This is a genomic window from Collinsella aerofaciens (assembly GCF_015555045.1).
Lineage (GTDB): Bacteria > Actinomycetota > Coriobacteriia > Coriobacteriales > Coriobacteriaceae > Collinsella > Collinsella aerofaciens_W.
In genome coordinates, this window is the sequence record NZ_JADNJQ010000022.1 from 19,986 (window position 1) to 37,704 (window position 17,719).

At 58.5% G+C, this 17,719-nt stretch carries 14 protein-coding genes; 10 read left to right on the forward strand and 4 right to left on the reverse strand.

Features of this window, described 5'->3' with window-relative positions; all coding sequences use genetic code 11:
• Nucleotides 1-138: 138 nt before the first annotated feature.
• From I2E45_RS07790 to I2E45_RS07805, 4 genes are all read left to right on the forward strand, one after another.
• Nucleotides 139-1,455: an ABC transporter substrate-binding protein gene (locus I2E45_RS07790; protein ID WP_006235863.1), complete on the forward strand. Its 1,317-nt coding sequence runs from the start codon at nucleotides 139-141 to the stop codon at nucleotides 1,453-1,455.
• Nucleotides 1,456-1,542: 87 nt separating this feature from the next.
• A complete protein-coding gene (locus tag I2E45_RS07795; RefSeq protein WP_006235864.1) occupies nucleotides 1,543-2,397 on the forward strand; it encodes a carbohydrate ABC transporter permease in 855 nt (284 codons plus the stop codon).
• A complete protein-coding gene (locus I2E45_RS07800; protein WP_195445455.1) occupies nucleotides 2,397-3,236 on the forward strand; it encodes a carbohydrate ABC transporter permease in 840 nt (279 codons plus the stop codon). Before I2E45_RS07795 ends, I2E45_RS07800 begins: the two co-directional genes overlap by 1 nt.
• 68 nt (nucleotides 3,237-3,304) lie before the next feature.
• Complete coding sequence (locus tag I2E45_RS07805; protein WP_195445457.1) at nucleotides 3,305-4,504, forward strand: ABC transporter ATP-binding protein; 1,200 nt, start codon at nucleotides 3,305-3,307, stop codon at nucleotides 4,502-4,504.
• Between the two features lie 377 nt (nucleotides 4,505-4,881).
• On the opposite strand, the gene glgP is transcribed toward I2E45_RS07805, so the two are convergent.
• The 3 genes from glgP to galE all read right to left on the reverse strand — a co-directional run bounded on the left by glgP (nucleotide 4,882) and on the right by galE (nucleotide 10,065).
• Nucleotides 4,882-7,149 (reverse strand): glycogen/starch/alpha-glucan family phosphorylase, encoded by a 2,268-nt coding sequence (gene glgP, locus I2E45_RS07810; RefSeq protein ID WP_229058888.1) that lies wholly within the window; start codon nucleotides 7,147-7,149, stop codon nucleotides 4,882-4,884.
• Nucleotides 7,150-7,277: 128 nt separating this feature from the next.
• Nucleotides 7,278-8,795 (reverse strand): 4-alpha-glucanotransferase, encoded by a 1,518-nt coding sequence (gene malQ, locus I2E45_RS07815; RefSeq protein ID WP_233504904.1) that lies wholly within the window; start codon nucleotides 8,793-8,795, stop codon nucleotides 7,278-7,280.
• 208 nt (nucleotides 8,796-9,003) lie between these two features.
• Nucleotides 9,004-10,065 (reverse strand): UDP-glucose 4-epimerase GalE, encoded by a 1,062-nt coding sequence (galE, locus tag I2E45_RS07820; RefSeq protein ID WP_006235870.1) that lies wholly within the window; start codon nucleotides 10,063-10,065, stop codon nucleotides 9,004-9,006.
• Between the two features lie 266 nt (nucleotides 10,066-10,331).
• Between galE and I2E45_RS07825 the strand changes: the two genes are divergently transcribed.
• On the forward strand, nucleotides 10,332-11,537 hold the full coding sequence (locus I2E45_RS07825; protein ID WP_195445460.1) for a coiled-coil domain-containing protein: 1,206 nt from the start codon (nucleotides 10,332-10,334) through the stop codon (nucleotides 11,535-11,537).
• A 222-nt stretch (nucleotides 11,538-11,759) separates the two neighbouring features.
• Here I2E45_RS07825 and murB read toward each other — a convergent pair whose 3' ends face one another.
• Nucleotides 11,760-12,722, reverse strand: a complete 963-nt coding sequence (gene murB, locus I2E45_RS07830; RefSeq protein WP_195445466.1) for a UDP-N-acetylmuramate dehydrogenase — start codon at nucleotides 12,720-12,722, stop codon at nucleotides 11,760-11,762.
• 183 nt (nucleotides 12,723-12,905) lie between these two features.
• Here murB and I2E45_RS07835 point away from each other — a divergent pair, with 183 nt between their 5' ends.
• From I2E45_RS07835 to I2E45_RS07855, 5 genes are all read left to right on the forward strand, one after another.
• Nucleotides 12,906-13,934, forward strand: coding sequence for a LacI family DNA-binding transcriptional regulator (locus I2E45_RS07835; RefSeq protein ID WP_195445462.1), 1,029 nt, complete (start codon nucleotides 12,906-12,908; stop codon nucleotides 13,932-13,934).
• A 248-nt stretch (nucleotides 13,935-14,182) separates the two neighbouring features.
• On the forward strand, nucleotides 14,183-14,671 hold the full coding sequence (locus tag I2E45_RS07840) for a hypothetical protein (RefSeq protein WP_035137745.1): 489 nt from the start codon (nucleotides 14,183-14,185) through the stop codon (nucleotides 14,669-14,671).
• A 38-nt stretch (nucleotides 14,672-14,709) separates the two neighbouring features.
• Nucleotides 14,710-15,477, forward strand: coding sequence for a GntR family transcriptional regulator (locus tag I2E45_RS07845; RefSeq protein ID WP_035137744.1), 768 nt, complete (start codon nucleotides 14,710-14,712; stop codon nucleotides 15,475-15,477).
• The gene (locus I2E45_RS07850) at nucleotides 15,462-16,175 is read left to right on the forward strand and encodes a GntR family transcriptional regulator (RefSeq protein ID WP_195445464.1); all 714 of its coding nucleotides are present in this window, start codon (nucleotides 15,462-15,464) and stop codon (nucleotides 16,173-16,175) included. Before I2E45_RS07845 ends, I2E45_RS07850 begins: the two co-directional genes overlap by 16 nt.
• A 193-nt stretch (nucleotides 16,176-16,368) precedes the next feature.
• Nucleotides 16,369-17,484, forward strand: a complete 1,116-nt coding sequence (locus tag I2E45_RS07855; RefSeq protein ID WP_117655976.1) for an SIS domain-containing protein — start codon at nucleotides 16,369-16,371, stop codon at nucleotides 17,482-17,484.
• The last annotated feature ends 235 nt before the right edge of the window (nucleotides 17,485-17,719 follow it).

Below are 17,719 nucleotides of genomic sequence, written 5' to 3' on the forward strand. Positions count from 1 at the left end.
CTACCGCTCTAGTAATACTTGTTCAAACAACTTTCCAAATAGCGTATCGTTCAAATCAGCAAAAGGGGCAAAGTCCCCGAGCCAATCTCCGAAGGCGGCGGCAAAGGGTGCCGCCACGGTGTGAAAGGGTGGATTGTAATGAAGAACGAAATGAGCAGAAGGCAGTTCCTGGGCTTTGCTGGTTCCGCGGCTGCAGTTCTTGGTCTGGGCCTCGTGGGTTGCGGTGGTTCTGCCGGCTCCGGCTCCTCTGCTTCTGGTGACGCTGCCGAGGTCTACTTCCTCCAATTCAAGCCCGAGGTCGACAAGGAGTGGAAGGAGATCGCCAAGGCCTATAAGAAGGAGAAGGGCGTCGAGGTCAAGATCGTGACCGCCGCTTCCAACACCTACGAGGAGAAGCTTAAGTCCGAGATGTCCAAGAGCTCCGCTCCGACCCTGTTCCAGGTCAACGGCCCCACCGGTCTTAAGAACTGGAAGGATTACTGCGCCGACCTGTCCGATACCAAGCTCCGCGGTGAGCTCATTGATGACTCCCTGGCTCTGCAGTCCGACGGCAAGGATGTGTGCATCGACTGGGTTCAGGAGAGCTTCGGCATTATTTACAACAAGCAGCTGCTCGAGAAGGCTGGCTACAAGGCCGAGGACATCAACTCCTTCGACAAGCTGAAGGCTTGTGCCGATGACATCCAGGCCCGCAAGGACGAGCTTGGTGTCGAGGGTGCCTTCACTTCCGCCGGCATGGACGACTCCTCCAGCTGGCGCTACACCACCCACCTTGCCAACATGCCGCTCTACTACGAGTTTGAGAAGGAGCACAACCAGGAGGACGACGAGATCAAGGGTGAGTTCCTCGACAACTACAAGCAGATCTTCGACCTGTACATCACCGACTCCACCTGCGATCCTTCGCAGCTCGCTTCCAAGACCGGCGACGACGCCACCAACGAGTTCGCAACCGGCAAGGCCGTCTTCTACCAGAACGGCTCTTGGGCCTACTCTGACCTCGTCAAGGCCGGCATGACCGACGATCAGATTGGCATGATGCCCATCTACATCGGTGTTGACGGCGAGGAGAACCAGGGCCTGTGCTCCGGCGGCGAGAACTACTGGTGCGTCAGTTCCCAGGCTTCCGAGGATGCTCAGAAGGCCACCGAGGACTTCATGTACTGGTGCGTCACCGCTGACACCCCGACCAGCATCATCGCCGACAAGATGGGCCTGACCGCTCCGTTCAAGAGCGCCAAGGAGACCACCAACGTCTTCTCGCAGCAGGCCGTTGCCATGGCCAAGGACGGCAAGAAGACCGTCGCTTGGGACTTCGTCTACATTCCCTCCGAGGAGTGGAAGAAGAACCTCAAGCAGGCTCTGATTGCCTACGCTGCCGATAACAGCAAGTGGGACGGCGTCAAGAACGCCTTCGTCGATGGCTGGAAGACCGAGAAGGCTGCTTCCGAGTAAGCAGTTGCTGCCCAAGCTATCTGATTAGCGACAGGGGGCGGGCAGACGTTGGTTTGCCCGCCCCCTGCATATTGAAAGGACCCTATTATGGGCAAAGCACTCAAGCGCTGGTGGCCGCTCTTTATGTTGCCCACGTGCCTGGCGTTTATGATCGGGTTCGTGATTCCCTTTATCCAGGGCTTCTATCTCTCGTTCTGCCAGTTTATTATCATTAGTAACGCGCACTTTGTCGGTATCGAGAACTACGTGCGCGCGCTGTCCGATCCGCAGTTCTCCACGTCGTTCTTCTTTACCGTGGCGTTTGCCTTCCTGTCGACGGTGCTCATCAACGTGATCGCCCTGGCCATTGCGCAGGCGCTCACCCGCAAGGCGCTCAAAGGCACCAACATCTTCCGTACGATCTTCTTTATGCCTAACCTGATCGGCGGCATCGTGCTGGGCTACATTTGGCAGATTCTGATCAACTGCCTGCTCTCCAACGTGGGCGCCCAGCTCATCGCTCTTAACTCTGCTGCTGGCTTCTGGGGCCTTATCATCCTGACCCTGTGGCAGCAGGTCGGCTACATGATGATCATCTACATCGCTGGTCTGCAGTCCATTCCGTCCGACTACATCGAGGCCGCCAAGGTCGACGGCGCTACGGCATGGCAGACGTTTTGGAAGGTTAAGATTCCTAACCTGATGCCGACCATCACCATCTGCCTGTTCCTGTCCATCACCAACGGCTTTAAGCTGTTCGACCAGAACCTCGCCCTTACCGGCGGCGCCCCCGCGCACTCCACCGAGATGCTCGCCCTGAACATCTACAACACGTTCTATTCGCGTGCCGGTATCGCATGGCAGGGCATTGGTCAGGCCAAGGCGGTTATCTTCTGCATCCTGGTCGTGGCCATCTCCATGATCCAGCTTAAGGCCACGAGGTCCAAGGAGGTGCAGCAGTAATGAAACGCGATAAGGTTATCAACCGCGCGCTCTCGATTTTCTTTACGATCCTGTCGCTCGCGTGGATCTACCCCGTGTTCATGATTGCGCTTAATTCTTTTAAGAAAGCGACCGCAATCAGCACCACCACGGCATTCGATCTGCTCACGCCCGAGACGTTCAACGGCCTCGCAAACTACATGCACGCCCTTAACGAGCAGGGCTTTGCCTCGGCATTTATGTACTCGCTCATCATCACGGTCACGTCGGTCGTGCTGATCTTGGTGTGCTGCTCCATGTGCGCTTGGTACGTGGTTCGTGTCAACAACAAGATCTCGAACTTCTTCTATTACCTGTTCGTGTTCTCGATGGTCGTGCCGTTCCAGATGCTCATGTTCACGCTGTCCAATTTGGCGGACCGCATCGGCTTCAACACGCCGTTCAACATCTGCTTTATCTACCTCGGCTTTGGCGCGGGCCTGGCGGTCTTTATGTTCGCCGGTTTTGTAAAGAACATCCCGCTCGAGATCGAGGAGGCGGCCATGATCGACGGCTGCAACCCGGTCCAGGTGTTCTTTAAGATCGTCCTTCCCATCATGAAGCCCACCTATCTTTCGGTCGGCATCCTCGAGACCATGTGGGTCTGGAACGACTACCTGCTGCCCTACCTTACGCTCGACTCCACCAAGTACAAGACCATTCCTATCTTGATTCAGTACTTCCGCGGCGGCTACGGCCACGTCGAGCTCGGCCCCATGATGGCCTGCATCATGATGGTCGTTGTCCCCATCGTCATCATGTACATCCTCTGCCAGAAGTACATCATCGACGGTGTGGTGGCAGGTGCCGTCAAGGGCTGATGCCGTAACTGTTTTGCAAGTTTTAGCGGCGCCCCTCAGCGCGGCGCCGCGTATCGAAAGGTAGAGACATGGCCGAGATCGTTCTCAAACATGTTCAGAAGGTGTATCCCAACAACGAGTCCAAAAAGAAGGGCTTCTTTGGCAAAAAGAAGAAGACCGAGGAGAAGAAGCACAACCTCAAGGTTACCGAGGACGGCGTGCTCGCTGTAGAGGACTTTAACCTCACCGTTCACGACCAGGAGTTCATCGTCCTCGTTGGCCCCTCTGGCTGCGGTAAGTCCACGACGATGCGCATGGTCGCCGGCCTGGAGGACATTACCTCGGGCGATGTGCTCATCGACGGCAAGCGTGTCAACGACGTGGCGCCCAAGGACCGCGACATCGCCATGGTGTTCCAGAGCTACGCTCTGTACCCCAATATGACGGTGTACGAGAACATGGCATTTACGCTCGAGCTCAAGAAGGTTCCCAAGGACGAGATCGACCGCAAGGTTCGCTCTGCTGCCGATATTCTGGGCATTACCGAGTACCTCGACCGTAAGCCCAAGGCGCTTTCGGGCGGCCAGCGCCAGCGTGTCGCTATCGGCCGCGCCATCGTGCGTGACCCCAAGGTCTTCCTGATGGACGAGCCGCTGTCCAACCTGGACGCCAAGCTGCGTAACCAGATGCGTGCCGAGCTCATCAAGCTGCGTCACGAGATTAAGGGCACCTTTATCTACGTTACCCACGATCAGACCGAGGCCATGACTCTCGGCGACCGCATCGTGGTCATGAAGGACGGCGTCGTCCAGCAGATCGCTACGCCGCAGGAGGTTTTCAACCATCCCGCGAACATCTTCGTCGCCGGCTTTATCGGCGTGCCGCAGATGAACTTCTTCGATGCCCAGCTGGTGCGCTCGGGCAACGGCTTTACCGTCAAGACCGAGGATATGAACGTGGCACTCGCCCCCGAGACTTGCGCTCAACTTGCCCTCAACTGGGACGGCGGCGACGTGAAGGAGATTACGGCCGGCGTGCGTCCCGAGCAGATCCTGCTTGCCGACAAGGACGAGGAGGGTGCGCTCCAGGGCACCGTCGAGGTGACCGAGCTCATGGGCTCGACCGAGCATGTCCACGTGACCGCTCCCGACGGCCAGTTTGTCCTGATTATCCCCGTCGTCGACCTCGAGGCCAAGGGCGCGCTCAAGGCTGGCGACACCATCTGGTTCAAGTTCGAGAAGAACGCGACCCACCTCTTCGATAAGGTCTCTGGCAAGAACCTTATCTAGGCCCGGTGCATCCAGGCCCTCCCTTTGGGCGACTGCGGTATTGCCATCCTTTTGCCGCGGTCACATATAAGGCTCCCCTCCCGTCCACTGGGCGAGAGGGGAGCCTTTCTTTGTGTTGGGGCTGTCTGACCGGTCGTTTGTCTCGATCTGTAACGGGTAGGGCCGATTTCGGACGTTAGATGTTACAGATCGAGATAGACCCAAGGGGAGGGGCCGGTATGTCTCAATCTGTAACAGCTGGGGCCGTTTTTACCGAGTAGCTGTTACAGATCGAGATTCTTCGGTCGAGTCGGGTCACAGGATAACGTGCGGGCACAAAAAACGGAGCCGTGTTGCCACGACTCCGTTTCTCAAGAGGATGGGTAAGGGAAGCGAAATTAGCTCAGGTGCCAAATCTCGTCGTTGTACTGGGAGATCGTGCGGTCAGACGAGAAGGTGCCGGCGTTGGCGATGTTGATCAGCGCCTTGCGCATCCAGGCGTCCTGGTCCTCGTAGTCGGCCAACACGCGCTCCTTGGTCTGGATGTACTCCTCAATGTCGAGCAGGGCCATAAACCAGTCCTTGCCCTTAATGTCGTCGTGCAGGCGCTGCAGGCGCTCGGCATTGCCGGTCGCCATAAAGGCCGGGTTGGTGATGAAGTCCACCAGCAGTTTAATGCCGGGCTTGCGGTAGAGCACACCGGCGTCATAGGTGCCGTCGGCGTAGAGCTGCTCGACCTGTTTGGACGAGGCACCAAAGGTATAGATGTTCTCGTCGCCCACGAGCTCGGCAATCTCCACGTTGGCGCCGTCAAGCGTGCACAGGGTTAGGGCGCCGTTGAGCATGAACTTCATGTTGGAGGTGCCGCTCGCCTCCTTGGAGGCCAGGCTGATCTGCTCGGAGATGTCAGCGGCGGGGATCACGCGCTCGGCGGCGGTGACGTTGTAGTTCTCGATCATGACAACCTGCAGGTAGGGAGCCACGTCGGGGTCGTTTGCAATCCACTGCGACAGCGTCAAGATCAGATGGATGATGTCCTGCGCGATAGTGTAGGCAGGCGCCGCCTTGCCGCCAAAGATGATGGTGACGGGGTGCTTAGGTCTGTTGCCGTTCTTGATATCGAGGTACTTCCAGATGATGTAGAGCGCGAGCATCTGCTGGCGCTTGTACTCGTGGATGCGCTTGACCTGGACGTCGATGATGGCGTTGGAGGGAATGGTCACGCCCTGCTCGAGCGCCGTGAACTGGCGCATGATGGCCTTGGCCTCGACCTTGGTGGCGGCCAGGCGCTCAAGAACGTCCTTGTCGTCGGCGAACTTGGCGAGTTTGCTCAGATCGCCGGTGCTGCGCCAGTCGGTGCCGATCACATCGTCGAGCAGGCTGGCGAGCGCGGGGTTGGCCCCATGGATCCAGCGGCGGAAGGTGATGCCGTTGGTCTTGTTGGAGAACTTCTCGGGATAGATTTCGTAGAACGGATGAAGCTCGGTGTCCTCCAGGATCTTGGTGTGGAGGGCGGCTACGCCGTTGATGGAGAAGCCAAAGTGGATGTCCATGTGGGCCATGTGGACGGTATCGTGTTTGTCGATGATGGCGACGCGCGGGTCATCGTGCTCGGCCTTCGCGATCTCATCGAGCTTGACGATAATGTCGGCGATGGCAGGGGAGACCTTCTGTAGGCTGGCGAGCGGCCACTTCTCGAGCGCCTCGGCAAGAATCGTGTGGTTAGTGTAGGCGACCATGGAGCGTACGATGGTCACGGCCTCGTCAAACTCGATGCCATGCTCGGTGGTGAGCAAGCGAATGAGCTCGGGAATGACCATGGTGGGGTGCGTGTCGTTGATCTGGACAACGGCGTAATCGGCCAGATCGTGCAGGTTGCTGCCGCGCTCGACGGCCTCGTCGATCAGGAGCTGGGCGGCGTTGCTCACCATGAAGTACTCCTGATAGATGCGAAGTAGGCGGCCCTGCTCGTCGGAATCGTCGGGGTAGAGGAACAAGGTGAGGTTCTTGGCGATCTCGGTCTTGTCGAAGTCGATGGAACTGCCGGGGACCAGGCCGTCGTCGACGCTCGCCAGGTCGAACAGGCGCAGGCGGTTCTTGGTGGACTGGCCGTAACCGGGCACATCGATGTTGACGAGCTTGGAGGTAACGGCAAAATCGCCGAACTCGACGGTGTAGGAGCGGTCATCGTCGACTAGGATGTCCTGCTCACCGAGCCACTCGTCGGGGACGGCCTTCTGCTGGTTGTCGACAAAGCGCTGACGGAACAGACCGTAGTGATAGTTGAGGCCCACGCCATCGCCGGTCAAGCCCAGCGTGGCGATGGAATCCAGGAAGCATGCGGCCAAGCGGCCCAGGCCGCCGTTGCCGAGTGACGGCTCGACCTCGAATTCCTCGATTTTGTTGAGGTCGTGGCCTGCGGCGGTGAGCTGGTCCTTAACCTCGTCGTAGATGCCGAGGTCGATCATGTTGTTGATGAGCAGCTTGCCGATCAAAAATTCGGCGGAAATGTAATAGAGCTTTTTCTTGCCGTTGTTGAGCGGGCGGGCGGCGGAGCGCTCCTGCACGAGTTTGACCAGTAGCTTGTAAATGCGACGGTCGTCGAGCTGCTCGAGCGAGGTGCCAAAAGACTGCTCGGCGAGTTCCATGAGGTTAATTTGGGGCATGTTTTCTCCTGTGATGGGTTGTTTCATGTCTGCAATTCATAAGAAGCCCGCGCGAGGGGATTGGGGTGGCCTCGCGCGGGAAAAGCAAGCGCGTCCGCACGGTGGGGAGGGGTCGGGCGCGGTAGCTCCTATTGAGGAAGCTCGATTTCGGCTTCCGACGGGATGCGGAAGTAGGTCTCGGTCCAGTCGGTGAGTTTGTGCTCGAGCTCGCGGGTGATGGCGCCGTCGAGCATGCGCCAGGTCCAGTTGCCGCCCAGCGTGGCAGGGGTGTTGATGCGCGCCTCGTTGCCCAAGTTGAGCAGATCCTGCATGGTGTAGATGCACGTGTCGCTCACGCTGGCGGCGATGGTGCGATTGAGTGCATCTGCCATGGGTTCGCCGGCCTGCTGATGGGTGTACAGGGCTGCCTGCTCACGCTGACGCGGGGTGGCCGTTCCTTCAAACCAGCCGCGTGCCGTTTCGTTGTCATGTGTTCCGACGTAGGCGACGGTGTTGGCGATGTAGTTATGCGGCAGGTAGTACGAGTTGGTGCCCTCAAAGGCAAACTGCAGGATCTTCATGCCGGGGAAGCCCGAGTTGTCGCGCATGTCGATGACGCCGGGGGTGAGGAAGCCCAGGTCCTCGGCGATGATGGGCAGCGTGCCGAGCTTTTCCTCGAGCGTCTTGAAGAACTTGAGGCCGGGACCCTGCGTCCACGAACCGTAGGACGAATCGGGTGAGGAGAACGGCACCTCCCAATAGGCCTCGAAGCCGCGGAAGTGATCCAGGCGGATGACGTCGTACATGTCGAGGGCGGCGCGAATGCGGCCCTCCCACCAGGAGAAGCCGTCGGACTCCATGGCGTCCCAGTCGTAGATGGGGTTGCCCCAGTACTGGCCGGTGGCCGAGAACTGGTCGGGCGGCGTGCCGGCGACGCTCACCGGATTGCCGGCGGCGTCGATCTTAAAGAGCTCAGGTGTCGCCCACATCTCGACGGAGTCACGCGAGACATAGATGGGCAGGTCGCCGATGATGAGAATGTCGCGCTCGTTGGCATAGGCCTTGAGGCGGCTCCACTGGCGATCGAAAAAGTACTGCGTCATCTGGTGGTAGAGCATATGCGCCGGATGGTCGGCGCAGACCTTGGCGGAAGCCTCGCCGCGGGTGCGGAGCTCCGCGGGCCACTCCCAAAACGCCTTGAGACCGCACTCCTCTTTGACGGTCATGAACTCACAGTAGGGGATGAGCCAGTCCTCGTTGGCCTGGATAAAGTCATCGAAATCGGCCGGCTTGTCGGCAGCAAAGCGCTCAGCGGCGCGGTCGAGAATCTGACGGCGGCCGTCAAAGATAGCACCGTAGTCGACATTGCTGGGGTCGGATCCCAGATACACGCCATCGATATCGCGCTGCTCCAGATACCCTGCCTCGATAAGCTCGGCAAAGTCGATAAAGTTGGGGTTGCCTGCGCGGGCCGAGAACGACTGATAGGGCGAATCGCCATAGCTGGTCGTCGTAAGGGGCAGAATCTGCCAGTAATGTTGTTTGCACGAGGCGAGAAAATCGACGAAGTCGTAGGCATTCCAGCCAAAGCCGCCGATTCCGTATGGTCCGGGCAGAGATGAGACGGGCATGAGGACGCCGCTTGCACGCTCCATGAATGCGCTCACCAACCTTCTTGTTGTGGGGTCGGCCTGCCGATGGGTGTGCAGTCCGCCTCCGATGTTCTGATTCGGTACGCCTATTGTAAAACATGTTGTTTAAACATGTACAGGCAAGATAAAAAAGTTGGTCGATTTTCGGCGAATGGTTACATGCCATGAAAAAGCCCCGACCTCACAACGTGAGATCGGGGCAAGAGCGGTATGTAGGTTTTTGCTACTCGGCGTCGGCGAAGCCGTTGGGGTTGTGGCTCTGCCAGTTCCAGCTATCGCGGCACATGTCCGCGATGTCGTACTGGGCCTTCCAGCCCATCATGCGCTCGGCCTTGGAGGCATCGCACCAGTTGGCAGCGATGTCGCCGGCGCGGCGCTCGCGGATCACGTAGGGCAGCTCCTTGCCACAAGCCTTGGAGAAGGCGGCGACGACCTCGAGTACCGAGGTGCCGGTGCCGGTGCCCAGGTTAAAGATCTCGACGCCGGTCTTGCCGTTCATCCAATTAAGGGCGGCAACGTGACCAGAGGCCAGATCGCACACGTGGATGTAGTCGCGCACGCCGGTGCCGTCGGGGGTGGGGTAGTCGTTGCCAAAGACCTGAACGGCCTCGAGCTTGCCCACGGCAACCTGGGCGACATAGGGCACCAGGTTGTTGGGGATGCCCTTGGGGTCCTCGCCGATCAGGCCCGACGGATGAGCGCCAATGGGGTTGAAGTAACGGAGCAGCACGACGTCCCACTCGGGGTCGGCGGTGTGGACGTCCATAAGGATCTGCTCGATCATCCACTTGGTCCAACCATAGGGGTTGGTCGCGGGCTTCTTAGGATCCTCCTCGGTGACGGGCGGGTTGTCCGGGTCGCCGTAGACGGTCGAGGAGCTCGAGAAGATGATGGACTTGCAGCCATGGTTGCGCATGACGTCGATGAGCACCAGGGTGTTCTCGATGTTGTTGTGGTAGTACTCGACGGGCTTGCTCACCGACTCGCCGACGGCCTTAAAGCCGGCAAAGTGGATGACGCGGTCGATCTGATGGGTATCGAAGATCTTGTTCATCGCATCGCGGTCGAGCACGTTGGCCTCGTAGAAGGTGAGGTTCTTGGCGGCCTCGTCGCCCACGATGGTCTTGACGCGGTCGACGGCGACGGCGCTGGAGTTGGAGAGATCATCGACGATGACGACCTGGTAGCCACCCTCGAGCAGCTGAACGACGGTGTGCGAGCCGATAAAGCCGGCGCCACCGGTAACGAGGACACAGGTGTCTTTGGGGTCGAGTGCTTTGGACATGTAGTCTCCTATCGAATCAGGAACACTTCTTCAGGGGAGTATAGCGCAGGCAGGGACGCCCAAATCGTGCGCTGTAGGAAAAGCAGAGGATTGTGCTAACGTACTCATAGAAGAGCTTGCGTACGCATAACCTGATCTTTGGCATTTGCTTACGAGCCGCTGGCCTTGCAGTTTCCTGCCGTTCGTGGAAATCGTTGGGACGCGCCATATGTACGCTAATATGTATGAGTTGAGCGACATATAAATAAGCATGTAACGGAGTACATATGTCACCAAACAGCGATTCCATCCTTTCCCAGGAGCTCTCGCGCCGCACTGCCCTCAAGGCCCTGTTCGGCGCCGCTTCTGCGGCAGTTCTTTTTGGCCTGCCCGCTCGCGCCCATGCGGCGGAGGCTTCCAAAGAAACCACCGATAAACTGAATGCCGCCCAGGCCCAGCTCGACGAGGTTCAGGCCCAGCTCGACAGCATCGCAAATGAGTATGCGGCGCTGGCCAACAAGAATGCCCAGACCCTCAACGACATCGAGAATGTCCAGGGCAAGATTGACGACACGCAGGCCCAGATCGATGAAAAGAAGGCCGAGCTCAAGAAGAAGCGCAACGACCTTTCCGATCGCGTGGCCGCCAGCTACAAGTCCGGCGGCACGAACATCCTGTCGCTGCTGCTGGCCTCTGGCTCGTTTGAGGAACTCGTCGCCAACGCGCATTACGTTGAGAAGATCAACAAGAGCGACCGCGACGCCATCGAGGACATTCAGACCATCCAGGAAGAGCTCGATGCGCAAAAGACCGAGCTCGAGTCGCAGAAGGCCGACTTAGAGAAGCTCAAGGACCAGCAGACTGCCCAGATGCAGGACATGCAGGCCAAGCAGCAAGAAGTCCAGACCGTGCTGAACGGTCTTTCCGACGACGTCAAGGAGCTCATGGCCCAGCGCGATTCCGAGATTCTTGCTGCCGCTCAGGCCGAGGAGGCTGCCAAGAAGGCTGCCGCTGCCGCGGCTGCCGCGAACAAGAACAATTCCTACTCGGGTGGTTCGAGCTCGGGTGGTGGATCGTACGCGCCCGGAACTCCGCAGCAGAATGCCGGCTCGGGCAAGCAGCAGGCTGTCGTCAACGCGTGCTACTCCACGCCTTCGCCGGGTCAGAACTGGTGCGCGGCGTGGGTTACCAATGTCTTCCGTAACGCCGGCGTTGGCTACTTTGGCGGCAACGCCTGCGACATGTTCAACGCCTGGTGCTATAGCTCCGACCGCTCGGCGCTGCAGGTGGGCATGATCGTGGCCGATTCCTCGCACAGCGGCACGGGTGCTCCGGGCCTTATCTACGGTCATGTGGGTATCTACGTTGGCGGCGGCATCGTTATGAGCAACGAGGGCGCCATTACGTCTAAGTCGCTTGACTCGTTTATTAGCTTCTATGGCACTGGCTCTGGCGTGCGTTGGGGCTGGCTCGGCGGTATTGCGCTGTCGTAAAGCCGACGGGGCCGCGTGCCCGCCCGCAATATATTTGATTGCCTGCTCGGGCAGTCCTGCGCAAGACGAAGGCCACATTAAGTGGCCTTCTTTGCGTGCGGAACTCGCGATCAATCAAATATATTGCGGGCGGGCACGCGGCCCTCTCGGGTTCGGGGCGCGACACACCGGACTGGGTTATCTGAATAAATATGGTGAAGGCCCCTTTCGGGGCCTTCTTTGTTAAAGGAATTCGCCTACTCGGTGGACTTCGGGTTCTAGGTCTACGTCGAACTGCTCTTTGACTTTGGCTTGGATGTCGCGGATGAGTTCGTCGACGTCGGCGGCGGTGGCGTGGTCGGCGTTGACGATAAAGCCGCAGTGCTTTTCGCTTACCTGCGCGCCGCCGACAGCATGGCCGCGCAGTCCGGCATCCATGATGAGCTTGCCGGCAAAGTAACCCTCGGGGCGCTTGAAGGTGGAGCCGGCACTCGGCATGTCGAGCGGTTGCTTGTCCTCGCGACGCTGACGGTAGTCGTCCATGTCGGCCTTGATCATCGCGGCGTTGCCCGGGGCGAGATTGAAAGTGGCTGAAAGCACGATAAAGCCGTCGTCGGCGATGCGGCTCTTGCGATAGCCCAGGTTGAGCTCATCGACATCGAACTCGATGATGTTGCCGCTGCCACGGGTGCCGTCGTCGAGCTGGCGAGCAGGTTTGTAGACGCGCACGGACTCCAGCACATCGGCCATGCAGGCGCCGTAAGCTCCGGCGTTCATGTAGCAGGCGCCGCCGACCGATCCGGGGATGCCCGAGATGGGCTCCATGCCGGTGAGACCGGCCTCGGCTGCCGCAGCGGCGACATCGGAAAGCAAGGCGCCGGCCGCCGCCGTGACGTGCGTACCGTCGACCGTAATGTTGGAGAGGCCTTCGCCCAGCGCCACGACGACGCCACGGATGCCCTTGTCGCCGACGAGCAGGTCGGAGCCGTTGCCCACGATGGTGAGCGGCAGGTCGCAGCGATAACAGGTGTCGAGCGTGGCGACGAGGCCCTGCTCGGTATCGGGCGTGACAAAGACGTCGGCCGGGCCGCCGATCTTAAACGTGGTGTGCTCGCGCATGGGCTCGCTCATCAGCACGTTGTCCTCGCCGGCAACGCCAGCAAGCGCGCACAGCAGGTCCTCGTTAAAAAAGTCGTTCTCGTGCATACGAATATCCGCCTTTTGGTGGTCGTTGTCATCAATCGATTGCAATATACCCCACCCGGACGGATTTGGTGCGCTGGCGGCGATAAAACAGCCGTCTACCGGATTGGTAAAGTGTTTATCACCGAGGTAGAGGGGTGGTCGCTATACTTTCAAGAGATTGCGCGTAAACCTGGAAGGAGCGAGATGGCCAACAAAGTCACCCTCAAGCAGATCGCCCAGGAGGTGGGGCTTTCCCCCTCGTCGGTCTCGCTTGTTCTCAATAATCGGCCCTGTCGCATCTCGGAAGAAAACCGCAAGCTCATCAAGGAGGTCGCGGCGCGCAACCACTATGTTCCTAATCAAATTGCGCGTAGTCTGGTCATGCGCGAGTCGCGCACGCTGGGTCTTATCGTCCCTAACATCGAGAGCCGCTTTTTTGCCTCGCTCGCCGGTAGCCTGGAAAAGCGCTGCCGCGAGGACGGCTATGCGCTCTTCATTACCAGCTCGGGTGGAAGCGCCGATGACGATCTGGAGCTGCTGCGCCAGCTGGTGACGCGCGGCGTTGATGGCGTCTTCCTGGTCGTGGGCGACGAGTTCTCCGACGACCGTGCCCTGCGCGAAGAAGTCAGCCACCTGCCCATCCCGGTCGTGATGGTCGACCGTGCCATTGAGGGGCTCGAGTGCGACAAGGTGATGTTCGACCACGAGATGGGCGGCTACATGGCCACCCGCTATCTGATCGAGCAAGGCCACCGCCGTATTGCCTGTCTGGTTAACGCACGCCGCTCCAATACGGGTCGCAAACGACTTGCCGGCTATGAGCGCGCACTGCGCGAGGTTGGCTTGCCTATCGACGCACGTTTAGAGTTTGAGAGCGAGTACTACATCCCGAGTGCCTACGAGGCCTCGGAGGCGGTGCTCGCAACTGATGCTACCGCTGTGTTCGCAAGCTCGGATAACATCGCCCTCGGTCTGCTCAAGCGCTTGCACGAGATGGGGAAGAGCATCCCGGGCGACATCTCGGTGGTGAGTTACGACAACTCGGCCGCCGACGTTCTCTTTGAGCCGGCGCTGACCGCGATTGAGCAGGATCCAGGTATCCTCGCGGAGCATGCTTTTGGCTGCATGTCCAAGCGTCTTGCCGGTAGGGGCGGCAGGCGTGCCGAAGAAGTCGTTCTGGAGCCGGCGCTTATCGTGAAGGGCAGCGTGCTCGATCTTACCGAATGTAGCTAAGCGTACTTGTTTGTTTGCATAGATTGCATGCGGAGTGTCCGCTATTTACCGGCGGGGCCGGGGTGCCTGCCTTGTTTTGAGAAGTTCGCGGAGCCCACTTCTCAAAACAAGGCAGGCACCCCGGCCCTCGTCCGTTAACTCTTCCGCTGGGCGAGCCTTAGACGCCGCGCACCGATAGGGTAAGGCAGCGGCTTGAAATTGGTGCTATATTCAGCTTGAGTTGTTTAATGCTAGTACGGGAGGCTGATATGGGGCTGTTCAAGAAGAAAAACCCGCAGGATGCCTTTGATCCCGATGTGTTTACCATCACGGATACGATTTTGGACCCGCCGCGGTTTACATTTTTGCCGGCCATCTACCAGGATGCCACGCGCCGCAAGTGGGCCGTGCATCAGCGCGGCGGCGAGCCGAAGATTTTTGACTATGCGGACGTGTTGCAGTGCGAAGTGGCCGAGGCGGGCGATCCGGAGGCCGAAGAAGCGGTCTCTAAACAGGAATTTGCCCAGCGTATCCTGGCAAATCCTGCCAAGGCAGCAAAAATAAATGCTGCCAAGCGTAATATGTGTCTTGGTATGGGCGTTGTTGTGGCGGTTCAGACGGGAAAAGACGAGGTTTCCAAATTAGAGATTCCCGTTATGACCGACGAAGTCAAACGCGATTCAAGTCTATATAAGTCGTATCGGAATGTCGCCGAGAAGATCAAGGCAGAATTTGATGCCATGGGAGGGCTGGCCTAATTTTGGCGGCATACGTTTCTGAATGAGGAGTCTGTGCAATGGCAGGCGAATCTTATGCAATTCCCCCCAAAGATCATGCTGTTGAGGGAATTCTTTGGTATATCCAGCACCATCAGCTTGCCGGCGGCGATCGCCTGCCGGCCGAGCGCGTGCTGTGCGAAGAGATTGGCGTTTCGCGTACGGCGTTGCGTGCCGGTATCACGCGGCTTATCTCGTGTGGAACGCTCGAGAGCCGTCGCGGATCGGGCACGTATGTGTGTCCTCCCAAGCCGCTGAACATCTTCCAGGAAACGTATAACTTTTCCGATGCTGTGCGGACTGCCGGCCTGCACCCCTCTTCTCGTCTGGTTTCCACCGGGACCATCGAGGCGGATGAGGCGCTTGCCGACAAGCTTGGGGTGGCTGTAGGCGCTCCCTTGCTCCGCATGCAGCGCGTTCGACTTATTGAGGGCGAGCCGGCGTCAATCGAGACCGCTCACGTTAACCTGTCCCTGTGCCCATCGCTTCCCGAGCACGATTTTGAGTGTGAGAGCCTTTACGATGTCTTGCTCAAAGAAGGTGGCGTGCGCGTTGAGCATGGACGTGAGCATATCTCCATCTCGCGTTTGAACGTCGAAGAGGCCGAGCTGCTCCAGCAAGAAGAGGGAACGCCGGTGTTCTATGAGAGCTCGATCGAATTTGATAAGGACATGCGTTTTGTGGAGCATTGCAAATCGGTGATTTTGCCCACAAAGTTCCGCTTTGCCGATAACGGCGAAGAGAACGGCATGAGGAGCGTGGCAGGTGAACAATGGCTGAAACAGTAGATGCCACCCCGGTTTATATGCGCATTCGACGCTGCATCGAGGAACGTATCGAGCGCGGTGCATATCCCACGGGTTCCATGATTCCGTCCGAAAAAGACCTCGCCGAGGAATTTGGTACGACACGCTTGACCATCCGAAGCGCTGTCGATGAGCTGGTTCGGCGCGGGCAGATTCGCCGTGTTCGGGGAAAAGGTGCCTTTGTGGCGCAGAAAGTACCTGCTTTTTTTGAACGCACGGTCGGTTTCCGTGAATCGGTCCGTGCTTCGGGCGGCGAGCCGTCCGTCCGTATTCTCGCGCGTTCCAAGCGTTATGCGGGGCCATATTACGCCGACCTGTTTGGCATCGCCGAGGACGACCTGCTCCATTCCGTTCGACGCCTGAACTGCATAAACGGTAGCCCCGTATCGATTGAGACGGCGCTGATTCCCTGCCTGCTGTTCCCAACCATCGAAGATATTGACGTGTCGGTCTTCAGTTTGTACGAGACCTATGAGATGCTGGGCCGAAAGCCAGTCATGGCACAGGAAAAGCTCGATATCGAGGCACTGGGCGCACGAGATGCCGGCCTCCTTGGACTGGAACAGGGCGATCTTGTTTTGCTTTTGGAATGCGTGAGCTATGACGCGAGCGGTCAGGCTATCGAGTATGTAAAGTCCTTCAATCGTGGCGATACGGGCGGCTACACCTATACGTACTAGCTGGTATTTTGTGAATAACGGCTGGGAAACTAACCAGTTTTGATCGTTGGGTCAGCTGTATATACAACCTTACACGGCTCAAAATCGACCGTTCGCCGAAGGGGATAAATTAATCGACAAAGAGGTATCAAAAAGCCGTAATCTGTAACTGTGATTGGTATCAAATACTAATGATTTGTTACGAGGCGAGACGATGAAAATGCTCGATTACGTTCAGCTTGCCCATGTGCGTATGGGAGAGAACCTCGAACGTTCGTCTGAGCTGGTAGCGCAGCTCGTTGATATTTTCCAGTCCGGTTCTTTTGACGCGCTGCGCATCGTTGCTTCGGGTTCGTCGCGCCATGCTGCGGATTGCGCCCGCGATTACCTGCAAGATGCGCTGCAGATGCAGGTGTCCGTTGTGACGCCCGAGGCCTTCGTCGATTTTGAACACACCTATCCACAGCATGCGCTTAACATTGCCGTCTCGCAGAGCGGCTATTCAACCAATACGATTGCGGCGCTCGATTACATGCGCGCACACGATATGGCTGCAGTTGCGCTCACGGCAAACGTCGAGGCACCCATCAAGGAACACGCTGACATCGTTCTTGACTACGGTGTGGGCGTCGAGTCGGTGGACTTTGTGACTCTGGGCGTCGAGGTTCTCGTTGAGTACCTGGTGCTCTTTGGTATTTACGGCGGTCAGGCGCGCGGAACGATTGACGCCAAGGGCGTTGCTCAGCGTCTTGATGACCTGCGCGAGGCTATCCAGGCTAATGCCGTGATGTGCAAGACCGCCGAGGCATATGTCCAAGATCACATGCTCGAGCTTTCTGAGCACATGCCCGCCATGGTCGTCGGCAACGGCCCCAACTATGGTGTTGCCGAGGAGGCAGCGCTCAAGCTGAGCGAGACCATCAAGATTCCTGCCATGCATCACGAAGGCGAGGAGTTCGTCCACGGTCCCGAAATGCAGATCGTTCCGGGCTATCTGGTGTTTATCGTCGACGATCCGCAGGGGTCGGAGCGTCTTGCGAATATCGCCGATGCGCTATCGAACGTTACGGCAAAAACGGTGCTGCTCACGGCCCATCCCAAGGGTAGGGCTCACGAGGTTGCGGTGCCTCAGGTGGCTCCGCTGCTCAGCGCAATTCCCAATCTTGTGTTCTTCCAGACGATTGCGGCCATGATCGCCGAGCGTCTGAAGTCATGGAACGTGCACCCGTATCTCGATGCCGTCTCCAAGCAAATGGAGGTCAAGGCAGAGGGCTACGAAGAGTCAGTCAATGCGCTTAAGGCCAAAGCGGCTGAGTGTTACGGAATGTAAGCGGGTTTTGATGCCCGTTGGCATGGGGGATGTGGAAACAACCCCAGAAAGGAGAGACAAATGAAGGAAACCGAGAAGATCGAGATCATGCATTTCGACCAGGAGGGCTATCTCGAGGACGGCAAGGCGCTCTACGAGACCGGCAAGAAGATGACCGCGCTCGCCGACAAGGTCGCCGACGAGGGCTACGACGCCGTGTTCCTGATGGGCGTCGGCGGCACCTGGGACGAGCTCA